The sequence below is a fragment of the Halodurantibacterium flavum genome, from assembly GCF_042681825.1.
GTDB classification, from domain to species: domain Bacteria; phylum Pseudomonadota; class Alphaproteobacteria; order Rhodobacterales; family Rhodobacteraceae; genus Halodurantibacterium; species Halodurantibacterium flavum.
Map to the genome: position 1 here is coordinate 1 of NZ_JBHUGH010000002.1, position 23,370 is coordinate 23,370.

Here is a 23,370-nt window from a genome sequence, read left to right on the forward strand (position 1 = left end):
CGGTCGAGACCTCGAACAAGCGCACCATCAAGCAGTTCATCCACCCGCTGGTGATGGAGAGCTGCCAGCTGGTGCTGGGCTACACGACGCTGGAGGACGGCTCGGTCTGGAACACGATCCCGTCCCACGTGCATGACCGGCGGATGGAGGCCTATCTTTATCACGGCATGGCGCCGGAAGCCCGCGTGCTGCACCTGATGGGCGAACCGCAGGAGACACGCCACCTGTTCGTCGCCAACGAGCAGGCGGTGCTGTCGCCGCCCTGGTCGATCCATTCGGGCGCGGGGATCGGCGGCTATACCTTCATCTGGGCGATGGCCGGCGACAATGTCGATTATACCGACATGGACTTCATCCAGCCGGGGGACCTGCGATGAGCCCCTTTTCGCTGGCGGGCCGCACCGCGCTGGTGACCGGCGCGAATACCGGCATCGGGCAGGCCATCGCGGTGGCGCTGGCGCAGGCGGGGGCCGAGGTGATCGCCAGCGGCCGGCGCGATTGCGACGAGACGTTGGCGATGATGGGCTCCGGTCGCAGCCTGACGCTCGACTTCGCGGATCCGATGGCCGCGCGCGACGTCTTTGCCGCAGAACGGATCGACATTCTGGTGAACAATGCGGGCATCATCCGGCGCGAGGATGCGGTCGACTTCTCCGAGGCGGACTGGGACGCGGTGATGGACACGAACCTCAAGGCGCTGTTCTTCACCTGCCAGGCCTTTGCGCGTGCCGCCCTGCCGCGCGGCATGGGCAAGATCGTCAACATCGCCTCGCTCCTGTCGTTTCAGGGGGGCATCCGCGTCCCGTCCTACACCGCATCGAAACACGGGGTCGCGGGGCTGACCAAGCTGATGGCGAACGAATGGGCGGCCCGCGGGCTCAACGTCAACGCCATCGCGCCGGGCTATATCGAGACGAACAACACCGAGGCGCTGCGCGCCGATCCCGCGCGGTCGAAGGCGATCCTCGACCGCATCCCCGCCGGCCGCTGGGGCCGCCCCGAGGACATCGCCCAGACCGCCGTGTTCCTCGCCGCCCCGGCCTCCGACTACATCAACGGCGCAATCCTAAATGTCGATGGAGGCTGGCTTGCCCGCTAGGTTGCACCGCACCCCGTCCGAGGCGCCCGCCGGCATTGTCCATCTGGGGCTTGGCGCGTTTTTCCGGGCCCATGGCGCCATCTATGTCGCGCAGGCGATGGCGGCCTCGGGCGGCGATTGGGGCATCATCGGCGTGTCGCTGCAATCGCCGGGCACGCGCGACCGGCTGGCGCCGCAGGGCTGGGCCTATACGGCGCTGGAACTGGGGCCGAAGGGGGAGACCCCGCAGGTCGTGACCGTGCTGCGCGATGTGCTGGTCGCGCCCGAAGACCCCCAGGCGGTGCTTGATGCCATGGCCGCGCCAAGTGTGCGGATCGTCAGCCTGACGGTTACGGAAAAGGGATATTGCCACGAACCCTCGACCGGTCGGCTGAACGCCGATCATCCGGATATCCGCCATGACCTGCAAAACCCGCTCCCGAAATCCGCGCCGGGCTTTCTGGTGCGGGCGTTGCAGGCGCGGCGGGCGGCGGGACTTGCGCCCTTTACCGTCCTTTGCTGCGACAACCTGCCGGAAAACGGCCATGTGGTGCAGGGGGTCGTGCTCGACCTCGCGCGGCTGATCGACCCGGGGCTTGCGGACTGGATCGCGGGGCAGGGGGCCTTTCCCTCGACCATGGTGGACCGGATCGTGCCCGCGACCACGCCCGCCGATATCGACCGGCTGGCGGCCCTGACCGGCGAGCGGGACGAGGCGCCGGTGATGCACGAACCCTTCCGCCAATGGGTGGTCGAGGACCGGTTCTGCGCCGGCCGCCCCGATCTGGGCGCCGTGGGGGTGCAGCTGGTCGCCGATGTGACGCCCTACGAACACATGAAGCTCCGGATGCTCAACGGCGCCCATTCGAGCCTTGCCTATCTCGGCTATCTGGCCGGGCATGAGACGATTGCCGATACGGTCGCCGATCCGGTCTTTGCGGCTTTTGCCCAAAGGCTGTGGCGGGCCGAGATCATCCCCGCGCTGACCCCACCCCCGGGCGAGGATCTGGCCGCCTATGCCGGTGCACTGGCCGAACGCTTTGCCAACCCCGCGATCCGGCACCGCACCTGGCAGATCGCGATGGACGGAAGCCAGAAGCTGCCGCAGCGCATCCTTGGGACCATCGCCGAGAACCGCGCGGCGGGGCGGCCCGTGCCGGGCCTGACGCTCGCCGTGGCGGCCTGGATGCGCTATGTCTCGGGCCGGGATGAAAAAGGCGCGCCGATCGAGGTCAAGGACCCGCTGGCCCCCCGTCTGGCTGCGCTCTGGCGGGACGATCCGGCGGAAACGGTTGCGGGATTTCTGGCGCTGGCCGAGGTCTTTCCCAAGGTGCTGCGCGAGGATGCGGGCTTTGCCGCCGATCTGACCGGGGCGCTGCGGGGTCTGATTGCAGACGGCGCTCGCGCCGGGGTCGCCGCCCATGGCTGAGCCGCTGATCCTCGACCCTGCCGACAGCGTGGCGATCCTGACCGAACGGGGCGTGGCCCCCGCCGGGCACAAGATCGCCCGCCGGGCAATCGCTGCGGGCGAGGCGGTGGTGAAATTCGGCCAGATCATCGGCTATGCGACCGCGGACATCGCCCCCGGTGAACATGTGCACAGCCACAACCTCGCCTTCGGCGACCATGACCGCGCGTCCCGACCCGGCGCGGGGCTGGCGGCGGCCGAGGCGGTGCTGGCGCGCCATCGCGGCCCCGCCCTGCAGTTTCAGGGCTATCACCGCGCGGGCGGGCAGGTGGGCACCCGCAACTATATCGCGCTGGTGGCGACGGTGAATTGTTCCGCCACCGTGATCCGCATGGCGGCGCAGGAATTGCAGGCCGAGGGCGCGCTGGCCCCCTATCCGAATGTGGACGGGGTGGTGGCCTTTGCCCATGGCACCGGCTGCGGGATGGCCGATAGCGGGCCAGGGTTCCGCGCGCTGCAACGGGTGCTGACGGGCCATGCGGGCCACCCCAATGTTGGCGCGGCGCTGTTCGTCGGTCTGGGGTGCGAGGTGATGCAGATCGCCCGGATGAAGCAGGAACTGGGCGCGGCGGCGCGGTTTCACGGCCTTACCATTCAGGACAATGGCGGCACGCGCGCGACGATCGAGGCGATCAAGGCCCGCATCCGCCAGTTGCTGCCCGAGGTGAACACCGCCCGCCGTGCCACAGCCCCGGTCAGCGCGCTGCGGATCGGGTTGCAATGCGGCGGCTCGGACGGGTTTTCGGGGATCACCGCGAACCCCGCGCTGGGGGTGGCGAGCGACATGCTGGCGGCGCAGGGGGCCTCGGTCGTGCTGTCGGAAACGCCGGAAATCCACGGCGCGGAACGCCTGCTGATCGAACGCGCCGCCCGCCCCGAGATCGCGGAAAAGCTGATGGAACGTCTGCGCTGGTGGGAAGGCTACACGGCGATGAACGGCGCCTCACTCGATAACAACCCTAGCCCGGGGAACAAGGCCGGGGGCCTGACCACGATCCTTGAAAAATCGCTGGGCGCGGTGGCCAAGGCCGGCGGCACGCCGCTGAACGCCGTTCTGGATTACGCGGAACCGATCACCGCGCCGGGGCTGAGTTTCATGGACACGCCCGGCTATGACCCCGTTTCGGCCACGGGTCAGATCGCGGGGGGTGCGCAGCTGATCGTCTTCACCACCGGGCGGGGGTCTGCCTTCGGCTCGAAACCCGCGCCCACGATCAAGCTTGCGACCAACGATGCGCTGTTCCGGGCGATGCGCGACGACATGGACCTGAACTGCGGCGACGTGCTGTCCGGCGTGCCGCTGGAGGAAAAGGGGCGCGAGATCGTCGATCTGATCCTGCGCACCGCCTCGGGTGAGGCGACGCGCAGCGAGGCGCTGGGGCTGGGCGATAACGAGTTCCTGCCCTGGCAGATCGGCGCGGTTGTCTGACGCCTCAGACCGCGTCCGGCACCAGCGCCCCGCGATGGGCGATGACCCGGCGGCTGAGACTGTGCGCCGCGCGGATCGCATCGACCGGGGTCTGGCCGTCCAGCCGCGCCGCGATGTAGCCCGCGTTGAAACTGTCGCCCGCCGCGGTGCTGTCGATGGGCCGTTCGCGGGGCAGGTCGCCGACCGTCCCATCCCCGTCGCGCCCGCCAAAGGCCACCGGGCCGCCGCCGTTCTTGACCACGACATGGCCCGCCCCCGCGCCCAGATAGCGCGCGATGGTGGCGGCCGCGTCGGCATCGCCGAAATGCACCGCCTCATCGTCAAAGCTCGGCAGGACCAGATCCGCGAGGGCGGCCATGCGCATGATCTCGGTGCACATCACATCCGTCCCGGGCCAGAGCCGGGGCCGCAAGTTCGGGTCAAAGACGATGGTGCAGCCCGCATCCTGCGCCGCCGCCAGCGCCGCAAGCAGCGCGTCGCGCCCCGCCTGCGGCAGGATCGCCAGCGTGATCCCCGACAGATAGGCCAGATCGCAATCGGCCAGCGCCGCGGCCAGCAGGCCGGGGTCGTCCGCCAGCCGCTTGGCGGCGGATGTGTCGCGCCAATAGCTGAAGCTGCGTTCGCCCTCGGTCAGGGTGATCGCGTAAAGGCCGATTTCGCGCGTGGGGTCCTCGGCCAGATGGGTGGTGTCGATCCCGGCCTCCTCCATGAAGCGGCGGGCATGGCGGGAAAACTCGCCCGTCCCCACACGCGACAGATACCCCACGCGATGCAGCGGCCCCAGCAGGCGGCGCAGATACCAAGCCGTGTTCAGCGTATCCCCCGCGATTCCAAGCCGCCAGAGATCGCCCTCGGCCGAAAGCTCGACCATAGCCTCGCCGATGCAGAGGATCCGGGTCATGCGCCGAAACCCGCGTGACGCAGGCCCAGCTCGACCCCGCGCAACTCGGCCAGCCCCTTGAGCCGCCCGATCGCCGGATAGCCCGGCTGCCCGCCCCGGCCGATATCGTCAAGGATGTCCTGCCCGTGATCGGGGCGCATCGGGATCTGCCAGTCGTCGCGGCCCGCAGCCTTGCGCCGGGCCTCCTCCTCGAGGATCGCGGCGATCAGGGCGGCCATGTCGGTCTGCCCGCCCAGATGTTCGTCCTCGAAGAACGAGGCCGGGATCGTATCGCTGTCGCGGCGCACATTGCGCAGATGCAGGAAATGCACCCGGTCGCCCAGCCGGCGCATCATGCCCGGCAGGTCGTTGTCATGCCGCGCCCCCAGCGAGCCGGAGCAGAGCGTGATGCCGTTCGCGGGCAGGTCCACGGCGGCCATACGTTCCGCATAATCCGCCTCGGTCGACATGATGCGCGGCAGGCCCAGCAGGGGGAAGGGCGGGTCATCCGGGTGGCAGCAAAGCCGCATCCCCAGATCCTGCGCCACAGGCGCCACCTGTTCCAGAAAGTCGTTGAAGTTGCGCCGCAACACCGCATCCGTCACCGGCACATAGGTCGCGAGCAGGTCGCGCAGATCGGCCGTCGTCAGCCGCTCGGCGGCGCCCGGCAGACCGAAGACGATATTGGCGGCCAGCGCCTCGCGCGCCGCGTCGGTCATCGCGGCAAAGCGGCGGGCCGCCTCTTCCCGCAGGTCCTCGGGGAAATCTTCGGCGGCGCCGGGGCGGGCCAGGATATGGATGTCGAAGGCCGCGAAATCGGCAAGGTCAAAGCGCATGCAGCGGGCGCCGGTGGGCCGCGCCCAGGTCAGATCGGTGCGCGTCCAGTCGAGCACCGGCATGAAGTTGTAGCAGATCACCCGCAGCCCGGCCGCGTGCAGGTGATGAAGCGATTGGTTCCACGCCGCGACATGCTCGCGCCAGTCGCCGGTCTGGGTCTTGATCGCCTCGCTGACCGGCAGGCTTTCGACCACCTCCCACTTCAGGCCCGAGGGTCTGCCGTCGCGCATCGTCGCGATATCCGACTGGCGGCGGGCGATTTCCTCGGGCGTCCAGACCGCGCCGGTCGGAACGTGATGCAGCGCGCTGACGACGCCCTGCACCCCTGCCTGAAGCATCGTGTCCACCGAAACCGGGTCCGCCGGCCCGAACCATCGCCATGTCTGTCGCATCTGCGCCTCATCCAAGGGGCCACGGGGTCGCGCCCCGCCTTGGAGGGAGATATAGCATACTAACATATCAGTAAAGCGGGAGTTGTGGGCGGGGGTTCATTCCGGCGGATCAGGGCGGCTGGGCGACAGCAGTCAAGACATGGCGGCCTACTTTACCGCCTGTCTGTGCCTGTGTGGGCCCGTATGGGCGGTGTCGCGATAGCCCTCTGTCCCTTCCTTCAGTGTCCCTTCAGACGGCGCCCGGATCAGGTCGCGTCGACCCGCCACGGCGACGAATTCGATCCCGTTCAATCCGGTCATGGACACCCACTTTGCCGGTCCGCGCCGGTTTGTGGCTGGCCGCTGTTACGGCCAGCCTGACGTTTCCGCGTGGCAGGGAGGGCTCAGATACCCGCCGCGGTAAGGTCCAGCATCCAGGTCGCCATGGCGAAATAGATCACCACCCCGATCGCATCGGCCAGCGACGTGATCAGCGGCGCCGAAGCCGCAGCCGGATCAAGCTTGAGCCGGTTGAGGAGAAACGGCAGCGACATGCCGATCAGGCTGCCGATGAGCACGATGATGACCATGGTCAGGGCCACGACCATCGCAATCTCCGGCCCGCCCCGGAAGACGCCGATCACCGAAACCGCCGCCGCCATCGTCAGGCCCAGGCCGCCGGCCACCAGAACCTCGCGTCCCAGCATCCGGCCCCAGTCCGACATCCGCACATCCCCCGTCGCCAGCGCCCGCACCATCAACGTGGCCGATTGCGACCCGGCATTGCCGCCCGAATCCACCAGCAACGGCAGGAAGAACACCAGTGCGACATAGGCCGCGATCGTATCCTCGAAATAGGCGATACCGGCCCCGGAAAAGATGTTGCCGAAGACCAGGATCACCAGCCACGGCACCCGCTTGCGATAGAGCAACCCCACAGAGGCCTGCAGCATGTTCGTGCCAAGTCCCGCCACGGCCGAGGTCTTGACGAAGCTGATATCCGTCTCTTCCTTCTGCACGTCCAGCGCATCGTCATAGGTGACGATCCCGGCAAGCCGGCCCTCCTCATCCAGCACGGGAAGCGCCAGAAGGTCGTATTTCGCGATCAGCTCCACCGCCTTTTGCCGCTTGTCCGCCGCGCGAAGCGACGGCGCGTCCCGGCGCATCACCTCGCTCACTGCGGCATCGTCCCGCGCCACGATCAGATCGCGCAGCGACACCACCCCCACCAGCCGCCGGTCTTCGTCCACGACATAGGAGTGATAGATCGTCTCGGCATCAGGGGCCACAAGCCGCAGATGGGCCACCGCCTCTACCGTCGTCAGATGCGGTGGTAGCGTTGCGTAGTCCGAGGTCATTACAGAACCGACCGTGCCCTCCGGCCAGCCCGACAGCCGGATCAGATCGTCCCGCTCGGCCTGCGCCAGCCCGGGAAGCAGCACGTTGCGCTGCGCCTCGTCCAGATCGGTGAACAGGTCGGCACGTTCATCATGGGGCATCCGCCCGAAGATGCGCGCCAGTTCGCGACGGTCGAGGGCCCGCGCGAGATCGACCTGAAGGTCGTGGTCGAAATATCCGAAAAGCGTGGCCTGCTTGTCCTCGGCAAGACACAGAAGAACCCTGGCGATATCGGCGACAGGCAGGTTGCCGACGATCCCGACAATATCGGCAGGATGTTCGTCGCGCAGGGCGATCGAAACGGATTTCAGGTCGTTTGCGCGCAGAAAGCGGCTCACCGCCTGCGCATTGATGGTCGCAGTTGTCATCGGTCTGTCTCCGACTGAGGGCCCGAAGGCCCCCCGCGCGACCCTGGGCCGCCCGACTGACCGTCAGACCGTTGTGTTCGAGGGCGAGAGTTTGCCGGCCACAGGACGCGCGAAGCGACATGCGGCCATGCATCTACTTCCGTCTTCCAATATGGCCTCCATTGATGCGCCGGGGATCCGGCGCGGTGAACGGGTGCCGCGTAAAATGGCACGCCGCGCATGTCAAGGCTTGCAGAAGGGAGGCCGGACCAGAGATTTCCGTTGCCGTCCTCGCTCGATAAAGGGCGGGAGGGGGTGACACCCTTGGCGCAGCTCCCGACGCTGTTCCGACCGCGCCCGACGGGCGTCGCGGTGCCTGCCACCCCGGCCAGGGACGTGTTCGTCCCGCGTCCCGACCCATGTCGCGGGAGGCTGGCGCAAGCGGGCTTCATCATCCCGATTTTCCCTCTCGAGTTGTGCGTGTCGTCCCGGCGCAGCAAGCTGTGCTGCCCGTTCGCTGTGGTGACCGTCGCCCGCCTAGCCCGCGGCTTCCTCCAGACTTGCGGGCGCCCCGCAAAGGTTGAAGGCCGTGTCGACCAGGCTGAAATGCGAGAATGCCTGTGGAAAATTGCCGACCAGCCGCTTTTCCTTCCAGTCATATTGTTCCGACAGAAGGCCGAGGTCGTTGCGCAGCGACAGCAGCCGTTCGAACAGGGCGCGGGCCGCATCATGGCGGCCCTGAAGGACCATGTTGTCGGCCAGCCAGAAGCTGCAGGCCAGGAACGCCCCTTCATCCCCCGGCAGCCCGTCGACCGATTCTTCGGGGTCGTAACGCAGCACAAGGCCGTCGCGCGTCAGATCGCGCTCGATCGCGGCCACGGTCGACCTGACCCGCGGGTCGTCGGCGGGCAGCAGACCGAACAGCGGTATCAGCAGGGCCGAAGCATCCAGTGCCTTGCTGCCATAGGCCTGCACAAAGGCGCCGCGACCCGTATCGAAGCCGCGGTCGAGGATCTCCTGCCGGATCTCGTCGCGCAGGGTCTCCCACCGGGCGACCGGCCCCTCCAGCCCGAACTTGCGCGCCGAGGCGATGGCCCGGTCGAACGCGACCCAGGACATGAGCTTGCTGTGAACGAAATGCCGGCGCTCGCTGCGGACCTCCCAGATGCCTTCGTCCGGTTCGCGCCAGACATCCTCCAGGTGGGACAGCAGGGCGTTCTGAAGGCCCGAACTGGCCTCATGCATCGTCAGCCCGTGACAGCGGGCCTGGTGCAACGTGTCGATCACGCTGCCAAAGACATCCACCTGCAACTGCCCATAGGCCGCATTGCCGATCCGCACCGGCGAAGATCCGCGATAGCCCGGCAGCCAGCCGGCCTCGATCTCTTCGCTGCGATGTTCGCCCGCGATGCCGTAAAGCGGCTGGGCCTGATGGGCCGCGCCGGCGATCGCCCGCAGCAGCCAGTCGCACCATGCCTCGGCCTCGGTCCGGTAACCCGCGCTGACCAGCGAGTGCAGCGTGAAGGTGGCATCCCGCAACCAGCAGAAGCGGTAGTCCCAGTTGCGGCTGCCGCCGATCTCTTCGGGCAGCGATGTGGTCGTTGCGGCGATGATCCCGCCGGTGGGTCGATAGGTCATCGATTTGGCGGTGATCAGGGAACGGACCACCGCGTCGCGCCAGGGGCCGTCATAGGTGCACCGCCCGGCCCATTCGGTCCAGTAGCGTTCAGTGTCCTTCAACGCGCGCCCGGCTTCGCATATCTCCGGCGGCGGCAGGTGCGAGGCTTCATGTGCCAGCACGAAGGAAAGCGTCTGCCCCTCGGATACGGTGAAGCGCGCGGTGATCGTACCGTCGCGGGCATCCACGGGGACGGGCGCGTCCAGCACAACCGCATGGGGCCCGGCCACCGCCCGCAGGCGGTCGCCGCCCTCGATCGGGCTGATCCAGGGCACCAGCCGCCCATAGTCGAACCGAAGGGCAAGTTCGGTCGTCATCCGAACCTGCCCGCGCAGCCCGGTGACGATGCGGACGAGGTCCGACACCTCCTGGTCGCCGCGCCGGGGCATGAAATCGGTGATGCGGACGGCGCCGCCCTCGCATTCGAACTCGGTCTCCAGGATCAGGGTCTCGTCGCGATAGCGCCGTGACGACCGCCGGATCCCCGTTTCGGGGGCAAGAAGCCAGCGACCGTTTCGCGGGGTTCCCAGCAGCGCGGCGAAACACGCCCCCGAATCGAAACGCGGCCAGCAGAGCCAGTCGATCGACCCGTCCTTGCCGACCAGCGCCGCGGTCTCGCAATCGCCGACCAGCCCGTAATCCGCAATTTCGAGGCTCATGCGCCCGCCGCCGGAAAGGCCATCGTGGACAGAAGCGCCACATTGGGATGGCGGCTGTCCAGACGGGTGTGCTGGACGACGACCGGCAGATCGGACCGGATGACCGAGGCGTAATCCGTGTCGCGGGGCACTGGCGCCGGATCGTCCAGGTCGTTGAACCGCAGGTGCAGTGTGCGCCGCGCCGGCACGGTGATGTGGTATGGGCCCGCCGGGTCACGATCGGAAAAGTAAAGCGTGATGGTGACCCGCGTGTCCCGGTCGTTCGCATTCAGGATGCAGGCCGTTTCATGCGAAAGAAAGCTGGGATCGTCGTTCAGGCTTTGCCCGGGGATCATGCCCTCGGGGATGACCCATGTCTGATGTCCGATCGTCATTCTGTGGTCCCTTTCAGCGTCCGTTGTTCCAGAGCCGCCCGAGTGCGGCCCCCGCAAGACCGGCGGCCAGCAGCGCGCCCGCCGCGGTGCCCAGCACCGCGACCGAGGCCGGCACCATCGCGGCCGACTGCCGCGCCTCGTCCCCGAAGGGGCCGCTGACCCGATGCAGGCCGCTGACCGGCCGGGTCAGGTTGTCGGGCCGGTCCGGCCGGGCTGGCGCCGCGCGTTCCTGCCCCTCGACCGCGCCGCGTACCAGAAACCAGTCGGCGATGGCCGGCGACAGCAGGCTGCCGATGACCGTCCGGATGGTGCTGCTGCCCAGCCAGTATTCGCGCCGGGGCCGGGCGGCGGCGCGCAGGATGGCCCGCGCCGCGACCTCGGGGGCAAAGACCGGGGCCACGGGGCGTGGCTGGTGGCCCGTCCGCGTCCGGGCCCAGTCGAACTGCGGCGTGTTGATCGCCGGCAAATGCACCGTTGTGACGCGGATAGCGCTGCCATCGTGCAAAAGCTCGGTCCGCAGTGATTCCGTGAAGCCCTGGATGGCATGTTTCGCCGCGCAATAGGGCGCCTGCAACGGAATCCCCCGCCAGGCAAGCGCCGATCCGACCTGCACGATGGTGCCGCGGTCACGCTGCTCCATCATCTTCAGGGCGGCCTGCGTACCATGAACATAGCCAAGATAGCTCACTTCGGTCACGCGGCGGAACTCTTGGGGGGTCAGGTCGCGCACCTTGCCAAAGACAGTGGTCATGGCGTTGTTCACCCAGACGGCGATCGGCCCAAGATGCCGCTCGACCGCTTCGGCGGCGGCTGTGACGGCCGCGGCATCGGCCATGTCGACTGCGAGGCGCTGGCTGCGCACGCCCATCGGCCGCAGTTCGTCCTGCAGGGCGGTCAGCGCGGCTTCGTCCCGCGCGATCAGCCCCAGTCGCGCGCCCTGCTGCGCAAAAGCCAGCGCGGTCGCCCGGCCCACACCCGCCGTGGCACCGGTTATCACGACCACCTTGCCGCGAAACCCGTCTTCCATTGCAACTCTCCCCTTGAACCTCATGACGAACGCGGCAAGCGGCGATTTGTTCTGTGTTGCCTGTGCGGTTCCTTCGCGAACGTGGAATATTACGGGCTGCCATTGCCGGCAGATTTTCCCGGGAACGATGTGCTGAAGCCGGAGGAACTGGACTTTGCGCGCGATATCCGGTTCGGCATCGCCAGCGGAATGGTTCCTTGATGAACTCATCCGCGCCGGGGCGGCCGTGACTGGCATCCCCGACTGATACCGATGCCCCGGCCAGTCCGGCCGGGGCGCGCGGTCACGCAGCCGCGGCAGCCAGCGTGACCGCGTCCGCGCCGGCGGGGATGCGGAACGGCGACCGGGCATCGGTCACCGCCTGCCAGACGGCGTGGGCCACGTCGCTTGCGGTGGTGATTTCGGCGGGTTGCTGCGCCGCGGCTGAAAACACCTGCCTGGCCCAGTCGGCATAGGCCTCGGGGATCGCGTTCTGCGACCGGGCCCGCGCCGTCGCGCTGAACGAGGTTTCGGGAGCACGGCCGGGATTGATGAGCCGCACGCGGACGCCGAACGGCTCCGCCTCCAGCGCAAGGACCTCGCTGAACGCCTCGACCGCGGCCTTGCTGGCCGTATAGGCGGAAAGCATCGGCAGCGGCTTGAGCGTCACGGCGGACGAGACGTTGACGATCACACCTGATCCTTGTGCGCGGAAGCCGGGCAGCAGGGCCTGCGTCATCGCCATCGTCCCGAAGGTGTTCAGTTCGAAAAGTTCACGCGTCGCGTCGATCGACACACCTTCCAGCGCGCCCATGAGGCCGGCCCCCGCATTGTTGACAAGGGCGTCCACCGGCCCCGCCTCGGCCACGGCGCGCGCGATGCTGGCGGCGTCGGTCACGTCGAGCGGGATGATCCGCAGACGCTCCGATACGGGCAGCAGGTCCTCGCGCGGGGTGCGCATGGTGGCAATGACATTCCAGTCGCGGTCAAGGAAATGGCGGGCGGTTTCCAGCCCGAAGCCGGACGAACTGCCGGTGATGAGGATGGTGTTCATGAAAATCTCCAGTACGGTGGTTGTGGTGACAGGGAAGGGTGGGGTGCGGGCCTCTGGCTCACTTCGTCTCGATGCGGCCCTCCGGTGTGGCATGGGCAGTGATCGCGGCGACGGCTTCGGCCCAGGCAGCGTCACCGGGATAAAGCGAACTGCGCAGGAACGCGGTCGAGAGGTGCTGGACCGCCGCGACCCGCTCTGGCCGGTTATCCGTCGTCTCGCGCGCCTCGTAACCGGGAATACCGCCCAGGGAGTGTTCCCCGCCAAAGGCAGTGAACAGCGCTTTTGGCGACGGGCTCAGGTCATAGGCGTCGCGCCACCAGCCCGCCCCGCGTGTCGACAGGCCGCCCAAGTCATGATCGCCCACGATAATCAGCGTTGGCGCCGTCATGGTCGCGAAATCCGGGTAGAGGAACGGAAAGGTGCGGGCCGCATGTTCGGTCAGGTCGTCCCCGCGGCCCGGCGCGGCCAGCAGCACGCCTGCCTTGACGCGGTCGTCCTTTCGATCGACCACCGATCCCGTATCCGGATCGGGATGGGTCGCGCCGAGCAACGTGCCCGCGGTCTGCCCGCCCCATGAATGACCGGCGACCGCGATCCGCCCGCGATCGAGCCTGCCCCGGAACATCGGCGCCGCCTGCTCGATCTGGTCGAGGCTATCCAGAATGGCTGTCAGGTCTTCCTCGCGGTGGCGCCAGAACTGCGGGCGGCGGGGATCGTCGGCCCCAAGGCCGAGCATCCGCGAATCGAGATGCGTAGGCTGGATGACGACAAAGCCCTGTGCCGCCCAATGATCGGCAAGCGGGCCATAGGCATGAAGCGACTGGCCATTGCCGTGCGAGAAGAGGATGACCGGCAGCGCGTCGCCTGCGACGGGGCCCGAGACCCGCAGCTGCAGGTCAATCCCCCGCGCCGCAGAAGAGGGCAGGGCAATGGGCGCGACGGACACGACGGGGGGCAGGGTGTCGGGCATGGTGCGGAGATGGGGGAACAGGCTGGACATCGTATCTCGGGCCTCCTACGTATCAAACGGATCGCTGATCCGATACCGATATACGGATCAATGATCCGTTTAGCAAGGGGGTGAAATAGGCATGTCGGAATCGCGGCCTGAATCGCGTCACGCGGGCGCGTCGGCGGCGCCGGGCAGGGACCTGGCCGGGACGCGCGCGCCGCGGCTGCGCGCCGATGCCCGCCGAAACGAAGAGGCGATTCTGGAGGCCGCAAAGATCGTCTTTGCGCGGTCAGGGGTCGATGCGCCGATCCGGGAAATCGCGACCGGGGCCGGTGTCGGGCTGGGCACGCTCTATCGACGGTTCCCGACCCGCGCCGATCTGGTGGCCGCCGTGTTCCGGCGCGAGGTTGACGCCTGCGCCGATGCGGCGGGGCCGCTTGCCGCCAAGGGCGGGCCGGTCGAGGCGCTGTCCGGCTGGCTGATGCTCTATACGCGGTTCCTGGCCACCAAGCAGGGGTTGGCCGCCGCGCTTCATTCGGGCGATGCGGCATTTGCGGCCTTGCCCGACTATTTCCGGGCCCGGTTCGAACCCGCGCTGTCGATGCTGCTCAGGACCGCCGCCGATGCGGGCGAGATCCGTTCCGACATCGCGCCCTATGATCTGCTGCGCGCGATCGGCAACCTTGCCGTGGCATCCGGGAACGACGGGGCGGCACATATCGAACGCATGGTCATGCTGCTGCTTGATGGCCTGCGTTATGGGGCGCCAAAGAGAAAATAGCCGGGACGGTCACTTTGCCTCGTCCGTCAGGGCGGCGCGGAGGCGGCGAACTTCCTGGTTGAGCGCGACGATCTCTTTTGCGGTCATGCCCGCTTTGGCGAAAAGAGCTTCGCCCAGACAGCGGCTCTGTTCGCTCAGCATCTTGCCCTTATCGGTCAAGCTCACCTGGACGCTGCGTTCATCCTCGGCGCTGCGCGTGCGGCGCACCAGTGACGCGGCTTCCAGCCGCTTGACCAGTGGGGTGATCGTGCTCGATTCAAGGTCAAGCCGGGCGGCGATCTTGCCGATGCTCAGGCCATCGTTCTCCCACAGGACGTTCAGCACGAGATACTGCGGATAGGTGATTCCGAGCCTGTCGAGCAGCGGCTTGTAGAGCCGGCTGACCGCCAAGGATGTGGAATAGAGCGAAAAGCACAACTGGAGTTCGAGGGGGGTGTTCTGGGTCATGCGATTGCTTACCACGATCTTGTTTATCGCGGCAATAAAAAAGCTGGACGCATGAGAGCAAATGCACTAGATGACGATTAGCGCGATAATGATTTGCGTGATAATCAGATAAGGAGCCATCATGTCGGTAAACGTTCTTTACACCACCAAGGCCACCTCCACCGGCGGTCGCGAAGGTAAGTCAGTGATCGAGGGCGGGCGGGAAATTGCGCTGTCCACACCAAAGGAACTGGGTGGCAACGGGGGCGACGGTGCCAACCCGGAACAGCTCTTTGCGGCCGGTTACTCCGCCTGCTTCCTCGGCGCGCTCAAGGCGATTGCATCTCAGGCCAAGGTGAAGATCCCGCAAGACGCTTCGATCACTGCGACCGTCGGCATCGGCCCGCGCAGCGAAGGCGGCTTTGGGATCACGACCGAGCTGGAGATCAGCCTGCCGGGTCTTTCCCGTGAGGAAGCAGAACGGGCGGTAGAGCTCGCGCATCAGACCTGTCCCTACTCGAACGCGACCAGAAACAACGTCGATGTCGTATTGACCATCGTCTGAAATCCATTGGTCCCAATATCCGTCTCCGGGGGCGTCCTCGGGGACGGGAATTGACGTTGACCCTTGGCCTGACGCCTTGGGGAACCTGACGCCCTGGGAGACCCGGCAAACTCATTCCGAGAACATGGGTCTGAATGGACCACACATCCGGTACCGGGCATCCGGTCAACTTCTTCTGGATTAAAGTGGCACATGAGTTACGACAGGAAGAAGAAGGCAGTTTCCGGCCTGCACCTTTGTGGTTTTGTGGTGCTGCGACCGTCGGGCCAATGATCGGCAGAAAACACGAAACTACCGGAAGGAGGCATTTATGAGATTGCAGGGAAAGATTGCGATCGTGACCGGGGCCTCCCGCGGCATCGGCTTTGGTATCGCTGAGGCATTCGCCGCCGAAGGAGCAAAGGTCATAGCGGCAAGCCGCAGCGCACCCGCGGGCGGCTATCCGCGCGGCGTCGAGATGGTTGAACTGGACGTAACAAGCGAGACCGCTTGGTCTCGCGTCGCGGAGGGGACGCTGTCAAAGTACGGTCGGATAGATGTTCTCGTCAACAATGCCGGTATCGTGGCCTATGAACCGCTGGAAGAACTCGACCTGAAGTCCTGGAACCATGTGATCGGCGTGAACCAAACAGGTGTCTTTCTCGGCATGAGGGCGGTCATTCCCGCGATGAAGAGGCAGGGAGCGGGGGCGATCATCAACGTCTCGTCGATCTATGGTAGTGCCGCCGCGCCCGGAGCGTATGCCTACCATGCGAGCAAGGGTGCCGTGCTGATGATGACCAGGAATGCGGCGATCACCTATGCCGGCGACGGAATTCGGGTGAATTCCGTGTTGCCCGGGTTCATTGATACGCCGATGACCCAGTCACAGGACCCGGAGGTAAACAAGTATGTGGTCGGGCTGACCCCGATGGGCCGCGCGGGCACGCCTGCGGAAATTGCGAATGGCTGTGTCTTTCTCGCGAGTGACGAGTCGTCTTTCATGACCGGGAGCGAACTGGTGATCGACGGCGGGTATCTGGCTCGGTGAAGCTCTGGCAGCCCGGGGGAACAGCGCTGCCTCAAAGACGGTTCGCGAGACACGCGTCACTTTCCGTACGACAAGGGCGGCGGCAAAGATGTGCTGCCTCAAGGCCTTCCTGATCCTCGCCAGCGCCAGCCGAGGCTCAGCCCGCCGCGGCCCGCGCGGCCTTGTCCGCCTGCACCACGTCCAGCCCCGCCGCGCGGGTCAGAACCGCCGTGGCGCGGGCGTCATCGGCCGCCTCGCCCGTCCAGGCCACGAAACTGTCGGGGCGCACAAGGACCAGGGCCGCCCCGGGACCCGCCTCGCCGGCCCCGTCACCCGCATCCGCGATCACCGTCAGCGGCAGGCCCAACCCGGCCGCCGCCCGCGCAAAGACGTCCCCGGCATCCGCCCGCCGCGCGACCAGCGTGAACCCCGGCCCCAGCGCCTCGTATACGTTGCGCCCGTCCGGGAGGATAAAGGGAGACAGATGATGCCCCGCCCGCGCAAGGTGCGAATGGGCGCCGCGCGCGCTCGGCTGGCCTTGGGGGCCGCCGGTGACGATGGGCGATCCGCGGTAATTCGGCTCATAGGCGTTCACCTCAGGGGCGCCCTTTGCCCGCGCTTCCCATGCCGCGCGGAACCCTTGCAGGTCGCGGTCGGGGTCGTGGGTGGCGAGGAAGTCGCGATCCTCCTCGATGAACTTTTCGATGAAGTCCCGCGCGGTCGAGGCAAAAACCGGCCGCCGCTCGGCATCATAACTGTCCAGAAGCGCCTCGCCGCCCCAGCCCTGCAGGGTCGCCGCCAGCTTCCAGCCAAGGTTGCGGGCGTCCTCGAACCCGGTGTTTATGCCGTAGCCGCCATAGGGCGGGTGGCTGTGCGCCGCATCTCCGGCCAGGAAGATCCTCCCCCGCCGGTACTGGTCGGCGAGCGCCACCCGCAGGTCCCAGAACCCGACATGGTCGAATGCCACATCAAACTCCGCGCCCACCGCCCGATGCAAGAGACCAGCGAAGTCGTGGTTTTCGGCGGTGGCATCATGCGGGACGGGGGCGTGGAAAAACCAGGTCGTGCCCAGATCGACCCGGCCAAAGAACTGCCAGTAGCCTTTGAGATCCGGATGCAGCACGCTGTAAAACGCCTTGTCCGGATAGCGCTGCAACAGCCGGTGCAACCCGGTCGAGCGAAAGACCAGCAGCACCATCTTCATGTCGTGGTCGCGGCAGGTTTCGGTGATGCCCGCCCCGGTACGAACGCGGGACCGGCTGCCGTCGCAACCCACCAGATAGCGCCCGCGCAGGGTCATGGTCCCGCCGCCGTCGCGACGGGTGATCGTCACCTCGGCACCGCTGTCATCCTGACGAACAGCCTCGCCCGTCCAGCCATAGAAGATGGTGACCGACGGGATCGCCGCTGCCCGGGCACGCAGCACCGCCTCGGTCGCGTATTGTGGCAGCCGCTCGTTGTCGGTGAAGTAATAGGGGCGCACGAGTTCCCGCTGCAGCCAGTCGTAATGCCAGTCCGACAACAAGGTGCCATAGCAGGTCAGCCCGCCGATGCCGTGTTCGCGCGGCACGGTGCGGGCGGCCCGAAGTTCGGCCTCGGCGCCCCAGGCGTGGAAATGCTCCATGCTCCGCTGGGTCAGGTTCTGGCCCTTGGGAACCGCCTGCGGTTCGGGATAGCGTTCAACCACCGCCACCCGGATGCCGCGTTGGCCAAGCTCGATGGCGAGTCCCATGCCCACCGGGCCGCCGCCCATCACGACGACATCGTAGTCCTGCTGTTCTGCCATGGTGTTGCCGCCCGTCACAGGACCCCCTGCTCCATATAGATGTGCTTGGTTTCCAGAAAGTCGTTCAGCCCCTCGACCCCGTGCAGCCGGCCAAGGCCCGATTGGCCGTAGCCGCCGGTTTCACCCTCTGCGAAAAGCCGCCCGTGACAGTTGAGCCAGACGGTCCCGGCCCGGATCGCACGGCTGATGCGCATGGCGCGTTCCAGATCCCGGGTGTGGACACTGGCGGCAAGGCCATAGACCGTGGCATTGGCCTTTTCGACCGCCTCGGCCTCATCCTCGAAGGGCTCGATGGAGACGAGCGGGCCAAACAACTCCTCCTGCACCAGCGCCGAACCAATGTCGTCGATGCGAAAGAGGCTCGGCGTCACAAAGGCTCCCTGCGTCAGCGCACCGCCCGGCTGCGCGCCCCGCAGCAAAAGCTCACCTTCGTCCGCCGCCTGTTCGATAAGGCGCAGAAGGCGCGACTCGTTGGGCTTGTCGATCAGCGCGCCCATCTCGCTGGCCGGATCATGGCCGGGCCCCACACGCACGGCGCGGAATGCCTCGACCATGCGGCGGGTGAATTCGGCCTCCACCGACCGGTGGACCAGAAGCCGCGTCGCCGCCACGCAGATCTGACCCGCCATCATCAGCGAGCCGCGCGTCAGCTCCCGCACCGCGCGGTCGATATCGGCATCGCCAAAGATCACGGCAGGCGCCTTGCCGCCCAGTTCCAGCCCGACCCGCTTCAGCGTCGGCGCCGCCGCCGCCATGATGTGGCGCCCGGTCTGGCTCGACCCGGTAAAGCTGATCGTATCGACATGCGGAGAGGTGACTAGCGCCTGCCCCACCTCGATCCCGTTCTCATTGACCGAGTTCACGACGCCGGCAGGCAGCGACGGGCAGTCCGCCAGACATTCCATCACCCGCGCATGGATCAGCGGCGTCTGATGCGCGGGCTTGATGACGCAGGTGCACCCGGCGGCCAGCGCCGGGCCAAGCGAGCGGACCAGGAGCGTGACCGGCGCGTTCCACGGCACGATGATCGCCGCCACCCCGCAAGGCTCGCGATGCATGATCGAGAAGTTCCCCGGCTCGCCCTCGAAACTCCGGCCCAGAACGGTGCGCGCCAGCCCACCGTAATACCGCGCCTCGGAGATGGAGCCGCGCAACTCGCCTACCGCCTCGGCGCGCAGCTTGCCGTTTTCTGCCACGATCAGGTCGGCCAGATCGTCCAGCGCCGCCTCCAGCCGGTCCGCGAATTCGAACAGGACGGCGGCCCGCCGGCGGGGAGAGGATGCCCATCCCCCTGCAAGGAACGCCGTCCGTGCCGCCGCGATGGCCTGATCGGTCAGGTCACGACTGCCCCGGTGATACTGGCCCAGCAGGCTGCCATCGGCGGGATTGGTGCTGTCGTCCAGCGCCCCCTCTGCCAGCCATTCGCCGTTGATGTAATGGCGGGCGATGGTCACAGCTTGAGCCCCAGAAGACCGGCGGCGTTGTCCTGGAAGATCTTGCGCCGCTGCGCGTCGGTGATGTCCATCTCCTCGATGATGCGGATGGTGTCGCGGATGTATTTCGGCCCGCCCTCGGGGTCGAAGGGCGCGTCAGAGGCAAAGACCACGCGGTCCTCGCCAAAGAACTCCATCGCGTGCTCGATGGCCTTGCGCGACCCGAAGGTGGCGGTGTCGGCATAGAATTCCTTGAAGTATTCGAGGTGCGGCCGCTTCAGCGCCTTGCGCACCGCCGCCAGATCCCGGTCCGAGGTGCGGGCCCCCATCTGGTCCCAGCCGGGGCCGACGCGCCCTTCAAAGAACGGGATCATGCCGCCGCCGTGATGGGTGATGACGCGCAGCCCCTCGAACTTGTCGAAGAACTGCGAAAACACCATCCGCGCCATCGCGGCAGAGGTTTCATAGGGCCAGCCGAAGGTCCACCAGATCTCATATTGCGACTGGTCCTCGGTCAGGTAGTCGGTGAAATTCGCGCCGCGCGCCGGGTGCATCCAGACGGGCTTGTCCGCCTTGGCCATGTAATCGAAGAAGGGCGCGAATTCCGGCAGGTCCAGCGGCTTGCCGTTGACGTTGGTGAAGATCTGCATGCCCGCGGCGCCCATCTCCTCGATCGCGCGGCGGCTTTCCTCGACCATCGCATCGGGATTGTTCATGGGCACCGTGCCGATGAAGGCGGGAAACCGTTCGGGGTGCTGTTCGCAAAGCTCGGCCATTGCATCGGTGCCGATCCGCGACAGCTCCAGCGCCTTTTCCGGACCGGCGAGTTTTTCCAGCGGCGGCGAGGCAAGCGACAGGACCTGACAGTAATCCGGGCCGAATTCATCCATCACCTGAAACCGGCGGTCCAGATCGGTCATCATCGGCACATCGCCCGACCGTTTGGTGATGTCGCTCATCGTGCCGATATGCGCGATCAGCGCGTCAAAGAATTTTTCCGGCCAGATATGGTTGAAGATGTCGATCTTTTTCACTGTCGTCTCCGTTCCTGTCATGTCGCAGCTTCGGCGGGCCCTTGGGCCGCCATCGTTCCGGCACCATCCGCGCCGCAGTCCCCGGGCACCTGCCCGCCCGGGGGTATCGCCCGTGCGGGCGAAAGCGCCTTCGTCACCTCTTCGGCGGCGCGGCGCACATGGGCGGCGATCTCCTCGATCCGCTCACCGGTCAGGGTGGACCCGGCGATGGTGACGCAAAGGCTCGCCACGGGCGCGCGCGCCCCGTCAAAGACCGGCGCCGCGATCCCCACCACGCCCGGCGTCACCTCGCCATAGGCCACCGCGTGACCGGCGCGGCGCACCTCGCGGAACCGCTCGGCGATCTCGGCCGCGGTCTTGCCCAGCCCTACCTGCCCGAATTCCGCCAGGTTCTGTTCGATCATCTGCTGCATCTGCGCCCGCGGCAGAAAGGCGATGATCGAGCGTGAAATCGCCCCGCGCGCCAGCGGCATCGGCCTGCCGCGCGGATAGCTGGACAAGGGGTTCGGCGTCGAACATTCGGAGGCCACGCAGAGGATGCGCTGACCGTACCAGCGAACCGCCAGCGCCGTGCAGGGCCAGGCCGCCGTCAGCGCCTCCAGATGCGGCTGGCTGCGGGTGACAAGCTGGTCGGACTTGCGCATCAGATAGTCGAACTCGACCACGCGCGGCCCCAGTGTGAACCCGGCACCCGACAGCGCCGTCAAAAGCCCCGCATCCCGCAGCGTCCTGATGTAGCGGTAAAGCGTCGGGCGCGGATAGCCCAGCTCCTCCATCATCTCTTCCGCGGTCCATTCCAGACGGTCCTCGCGAAAGAGGTCGAGTATCCTGAGCCCCTTTTCGAAACTGTTGGCGGTGGTCATGTGGCGGTCTCCGGTGCGGTAGAGGGCTTCTGGAAAAAGAAAGCGTGAACCAGAAGCACCGCGCCGCCAACCACCCCGACCAGATCGCTGACGATCCCCCAGGACGCGACCCCGGCGGGCACCAGCGACATCAGGCCAAAGACGGCCAGCGCCAGCCGGTGCAGGGGCCCCAGCCGCGTGGTCAGATAGCCCGCCAGCGCGGCCGATATCAGCCAGACCCCGATCACCGCCGTGACGATGGCGATGCCGATTTCCAGCGGCGCGCCGATCATCAGCAGCGTCGGCGAAAAGACGAACAGCACCGGGATCACATAGGCCGCCCAGCCGAACCGCATCGCGGCAAAGCCCGTGGCCATCGACGGCGCCTTGGCGATGCTCGCCGCCGCAAAGGCCGCAAGCGCGATCGGCGGCGTGATCATCGACATCATGCCGAAGTAGAGGACGTAGAGATGCGCGGCGATCGGCTCGATCCCCATCTGCACAAGGGCCGGTGCGACCAGCGCCGCCAGCAGCACATAGACCCCCAGCGTCGGCAGCCCCATCCCCAGAACGATGCAGACCAGCGCCGAGAGCGCCAGCAGCAATATCGTGCTGCCCGCCCCGATCTGCACCAGCGCATAGGTCAGGTTGAAGCTGAGCCCGGTGACGTTCAGCACCCCCACGACGATGCCCGATGCGCCGGAAATCAGGATGATCTCCACGACCGACAGGCCTGTCGCCGATATCGTGCCGAGGATCGTGCCGAACCTGGGCCGCCCGCCGCGGTAACCGAACAGAAGCGCCGTCACCACCACCGACAGCGCCGCCACCAGCGCCGCACGCTCCGGCTGCCAGTTCAGGCTGAAAAGCGTGTAGATCAGAAAGACGAAGGCCAGCACGAAATGCAGCCCGCCCAGAACCGCGCGCCGCTGCGGGATCTCGGATGCGGGCACGCGGGAAATTCCCAGCTTGGCCGCCTCCAGATCCGCCTGGATGAAGAGCGCGATATAGTAAAGCAGCGCCGGCACCAGCGCGGACATCACGATATGCGAATAGGGCACCGACAGGAACTCGGCCATCAGGAAGGCCGCGGCCCCCATCACGGGCGGCATCAACTGCCCGCCGGTCGAGGCCACCGCCTCGATCGCCGCCGCCTTGTGCGCCGGGTAGCCGTCGCGCTTGATCATCGGAATGGTGATGACGCCCGTGCCGACCACATTCGCCACCGCCGAGCCCGAGATCGAACCGAAGAGCCCCGAGGCCACGACCGAGATCTTCATCGCGCCGCCCCGGAACCGCCCCATCCCCAAAAGCGCGCTATCGGTGAAAAACGCCGACCCCCCCGTTACCCCCAGAAGCTGCCCGAAGAGGATGAAGGTCACGACCACGGTCGCCGCCACCGCGATGGGCGTGCCGAGGATACCGTTCGAGTCGAACGCCATGTAGCCTGACAGCATCTGCCAGTCCTGCGGACGCCCCTGCAGCCGCCCCGGCACCAGATCGCCGAACAGCGCATAAAGCAGAAAGACCGCGATGATGACGACCAGCGCCATGCCCGCCGCCCGGCGCAACGCCTCCAGCAGCAAGAGGATGATGACCAGCCCCGGCAACCAGACGCCCAGGGGCCGCGAAAAGACGAGGTTCACCAGCGCCGGGTAGCGGATCACCAGATAGCCCACCGCCAGCGCCGAGGCCAGCGCCGCCACCACGTCATACCAGGGTGCAATGTCGCGGTCCGCGCCGATCCGCGCCGGCAGCGACAGATAGGCGATGGGCATGGCAAGCCCCAGCACCAGCGCCAGCAACTGCTGCGGATAGAACGAGATCCCCAGCATCCGCGGCACACCCAGCGCCCACAGGATCGCGACCAGCGTCAGGCAGGCGCCCAGCACATGGGCGACCGGCCGCCAGATCGCGGGCGAAAGGCCGGGGGTGCGGCGCGGTGCGGGGATCCCGGTCATGG

21 protein-coding genes are annotated in these 23,370 nt (G+C 67.0%); 7 read left to right on the top strand and 14 right to left on the bottom strand.

Annotation, left to right across the window (positions count from 1 at the left end; genetic code table 11):
* The 4 genes from ACFSGJ_RS01690 to ACFSGJ_RS01705 all read left to right on the top strand — a co-directional run.
* Positions 1-377: 5-deoxy-glucuronate isomerase (locus tag ACFSGJ_RS01690; protein WP_390258346.1), on the top strand; the 377-nt coding region annotated here is incomplete at its 5' end.
* The gene (gene kduD / locus ACFSGJ_RS01695; RefSeq protein ID WP_390258962.1) at positions 374-1,099 is read left to right on the top strand and encodes a 2-dehydro-3-deoxy-D-gluconate 5-dehydrogenase KduD; all 726 of its coding nucleotides are present in this window, start codon (positions 374-376) and stop codon (positions 1,097-1,099) included. The genes ACFSGJ_RS01690 and kduD, both read left to right, overlap by 4 nt.
* Position 1,100: 1 nt before the next feature.
* Positions 1,101-2,507: a mannitol dehydrogenase family protein gene (locus ACFSGJ_RS01700; protein ID WP_390259610.1), complete on the top strand. Its 1,407-nt coding sequence runs from the start codon at positions 1,101-1,103 to the stop codon at positions 2,505-2,507.
* The gene (locus ACFSGJ_RS01705; protein ID WP_390258963.1) at positions 2,500-3,975 is read left to right on the top strand and encodes a UxaA family hydrolase; all 1,476 of its coding nucleotides are present in this window, start codon (positions 2,500-2,502) and stop codon (positions 3,973-3,975) included. Before ACFSGJ_RS01700 ends, ACFSGJ_RS01705 begins: the two co-directional genes overlap by 8 nt.
* Before the next feature lie 4 nt (positions 3,976-3,979).
* Here the strand turns inward: ACFSGJ_RS01705 and ACFSGJ_RS01710 are convergent, their stop codons facing one another.
* The 8 genes from ACFSGJ_RS01710 to ACFSGJ_RS01745 all read right to left on the bottom strand — a co-directional run bounded on the left by ACFSGJ_RS01710 (position 3,980) and on the right by ACFSGJ_RS01745 (position 13,579).
* Positions 3,980-4,876: a sugar kinase gene (locus ACFSGJ_RS01710; RefSeq protein WP_390258964.1), complete on the bottom strand. Its 897-nt coding sequence runs from the start codon at positions 4,874-4,876 to the stop codon at positions 3,980-3,982.
* Entirely contained in the window at positions 4,873-6,084 is a 1,212-nt protein-coding gene (uxuA, locus tag ACFSGJ_RS01715; RefSeq protein ID WP_390258966.1) for a mannonate dehydratase, read from the bottom strand. Before uxuA ends, ACFSGJ_RS01710 begins: the two co-directional genes overlap by 4 nt.
* Before the next feature lie 383 nt (positions 6,085-6,467).
* Positions 6,468-7,829 (bottom strand): magnesium transporter, encoded by a 1,362-nt coding sequence (gene mgtE / locus ACFSGJ_RS01720; RefSeq protein WP_390258968.1) that lies wholly within the window; start codon positions 7,827-7,829, stop codon positions 6,468-6,470.
* Positions 7,830-8,345: 516 nt separating this feature from the next.
* Positions 8,346-10,145, bottom strand: a complete 1,800-nt coding sequence (locus ACFSGJ_RS01725; protein WP_390258969.1) for a glycoside hydrolase family 15 protein — start codon at positions 10,143-10,145, stop codon at positions 8,346-8,348.
* On the bottom strand, positions 10,142-10,519 hold the full coding sequence (locus ACFSGJ_RS01730; RefSeq protein ID WP_390258970.1) for a sensory rhodopsin transducer: 378 nt from the start codon (positions 10,517-10,519) through the stop codon (positions 10,142-10,144). Before ACFSGJ_RS01730 ends, ACFSGJ_RS01725 begins: the two co-directional genes overlap by 4 nt.
* Before the next feature lie 13 nt (positions 10,520-10,532).
* On the bottom strand, positions 10,533-11,546 hold the full coding sequence (locus ACFSGJ_RS01735) for an SDR family oxidoreductase (protein WP_390258972.1): 1,014 nt from the start codon (positions 11,544-11,546) through the stop codon (positions 10,533-10,535).
* Positions 11,547-11,829: 283 nt separating this feature from the next.
* Positions 11,830-12,579, bottom strand: coding sequence for an SDR family oxidoreductase (locus tag ACFSGJ_RS01740; protein ID WP_390258974.1), 750 nt, complete (start codon positions 12,577-12,579; stop codon positions 11,830-11,832).
* A 58-nt stretch (positions 12,580-12,637) separates the two neighbouring features.
* The gene (locus tag ACFSGJ_RS01745; RefSeq protein WP_390258977.1) at positions 12,638-13,579 is read right to left on the bottom strand and encodes an alpha/beta hydrolase family protein; all 942 of its coding nucleotides are present in this window, start codon (positions 13,577-13,579) and stop codon (positions 12,638-12,640) included.
* 91 nt (positions 13,580-13,670) lie between these two features.
* Between ACFSGJ_RS01745 and ACFSGJ_RS01750 the strand changes: the two genes are divergently transcribed.
* Positions 13,671-14,312, top strand: a complete 642-nt coding sequence (locus tag ACFSGJ_RS01750) for a TetR/AcrR family transcriptional regulator (protein ID WP_390258979.1) — start codon at positions 13,671-13,673, stop codon at positions 14,310-14,312.
* A gap of 9 nt (positions 14,313-14,321) precedes the next feature.
* On the opposite strand, the gene ACFSGJ_RS01755 is transcribed toward ACFSGJ_RS01750, so the two are convergent.
* Positions 14,322-14,759 carry a MarR family winged helix-turn-helix transcriptional regulator gene (locus tag ACFSGJ_RS01755; RefSeq protein ID WP_390258981.1) on the bottom strand — a complete coding sequence of 146 codons (438 nt, stop codon included), beginning with the start codon at positions 14,757-14,759 and terminating at the stop codon, positions 14,322-14,324.
* A 121-nt stretch (positions 14,760-14,880) separates the two neighbouring features.
* On the opposite strand from ACFSGJ_RS01755, the gene ACFSGJ_RS01760 reads away from it, so the two are divergent.
* The gene (locus ACFSGJ_RS01760) at positions 14,881-15,303 is read left to right on the top strand and encodes an organic hydroperoxide resistance protein (protein ID WP_390258983.1); all 423 of its coding nucleotides are present in this window, start codon (positions 14,881-14,883) and stop codon (positions 15,301-15,303) included.
* Between the two features lie 310 nt (positions 15,304-15,613).
* Positions 15,614-16,333, top strand: coding sequence for an SDR family NAD(P)-dependent oxidoreductase (locus ACFSGJ_RS01765; RefSeq protein ID WP_390258984.1), 720 nt, complete (start codon positions 15,614-15,616; stop codon positions 16,331-16,333).
* A 136-nt stretch (positions 16,334-16,469) separates the two neighbouring features.
* Here the strand turns inward: ACFSGJ_RS01765 and ACFSGJ_RS01770 are convergent, their stop codons facing one another.
* The 5 genes from ACFSGJ_RS01770 to ACFSGJ_RS01790 are packed head-to-tail and all read right to left on the bottom strand — an operon-like array spanning position 16,470 to position 23,368.
* Positions 16,470-18,098, bottom strand: a complete 1,629-nt coding sequence (locus tag ACFSGJ_RS01770) for an FAD-dependent monooxygenase (protein WP_390258987.1) — start codon at positions 18,096-18,098, stop codon at positions 16,470-16,472.
* A gap of 14 nt (positions 18,099-18,112) precedes the next feature.
* Positions 18,113-19,552 (bottom strand): aldehyde dehydrogenase family protein, encoded by a 1,440-nt coding sequence (locus tag ACFSGJ_RS01775; RefSeq protein WP_390258988.1) that lies wholly within the window; start codon positions 19,550-19,552, stop codon positions 18,113-18,115.
* A complete protein-coding gene (locus tag ACFSGJ_RS01780) occupies positions 19,549-20,565 on the bottom strand; it encodes an amidohydrolase family protein (protein WP_390258991.1) in 1,017 nt (338 codons plus the stop codon). Before ACFSGJ_RS01780 ends, ACFSGJ_RS01775 begins: the two co-directional genes overlap by 4 nt.
* A gap of 17 nt (positions 20,566-20,582) precedes the next feature.
* A complete protein-coding gene (locus ACFSGJ_RS01785) occupies positions 20,583-21,428 on the bottom strand; it encodes an IclR family transcriptional regulator (RefSeq protein ID WP_390258992.1) in 846 nt (281 codons plus the stop codon).
* Positions 21,425-23,368 (bottom strand): TRAP transporter permease, encoded by a 1,944-nt coding sequence (locus ACFSGJ_RS01790; RefSeq protein WP_390258994.1) that lies wholly within the window; start codon positions 23,366-23,368, stop codon positions 21,425-21,427. The genes ACFSGJ_RS01785 and ACFSGJ_RS01790 overlap by 4 nt, the downstream gene beginning before the upstream one ends.
* Positions 23,369-23,370 lie beyond the last annotated feature (2 nt).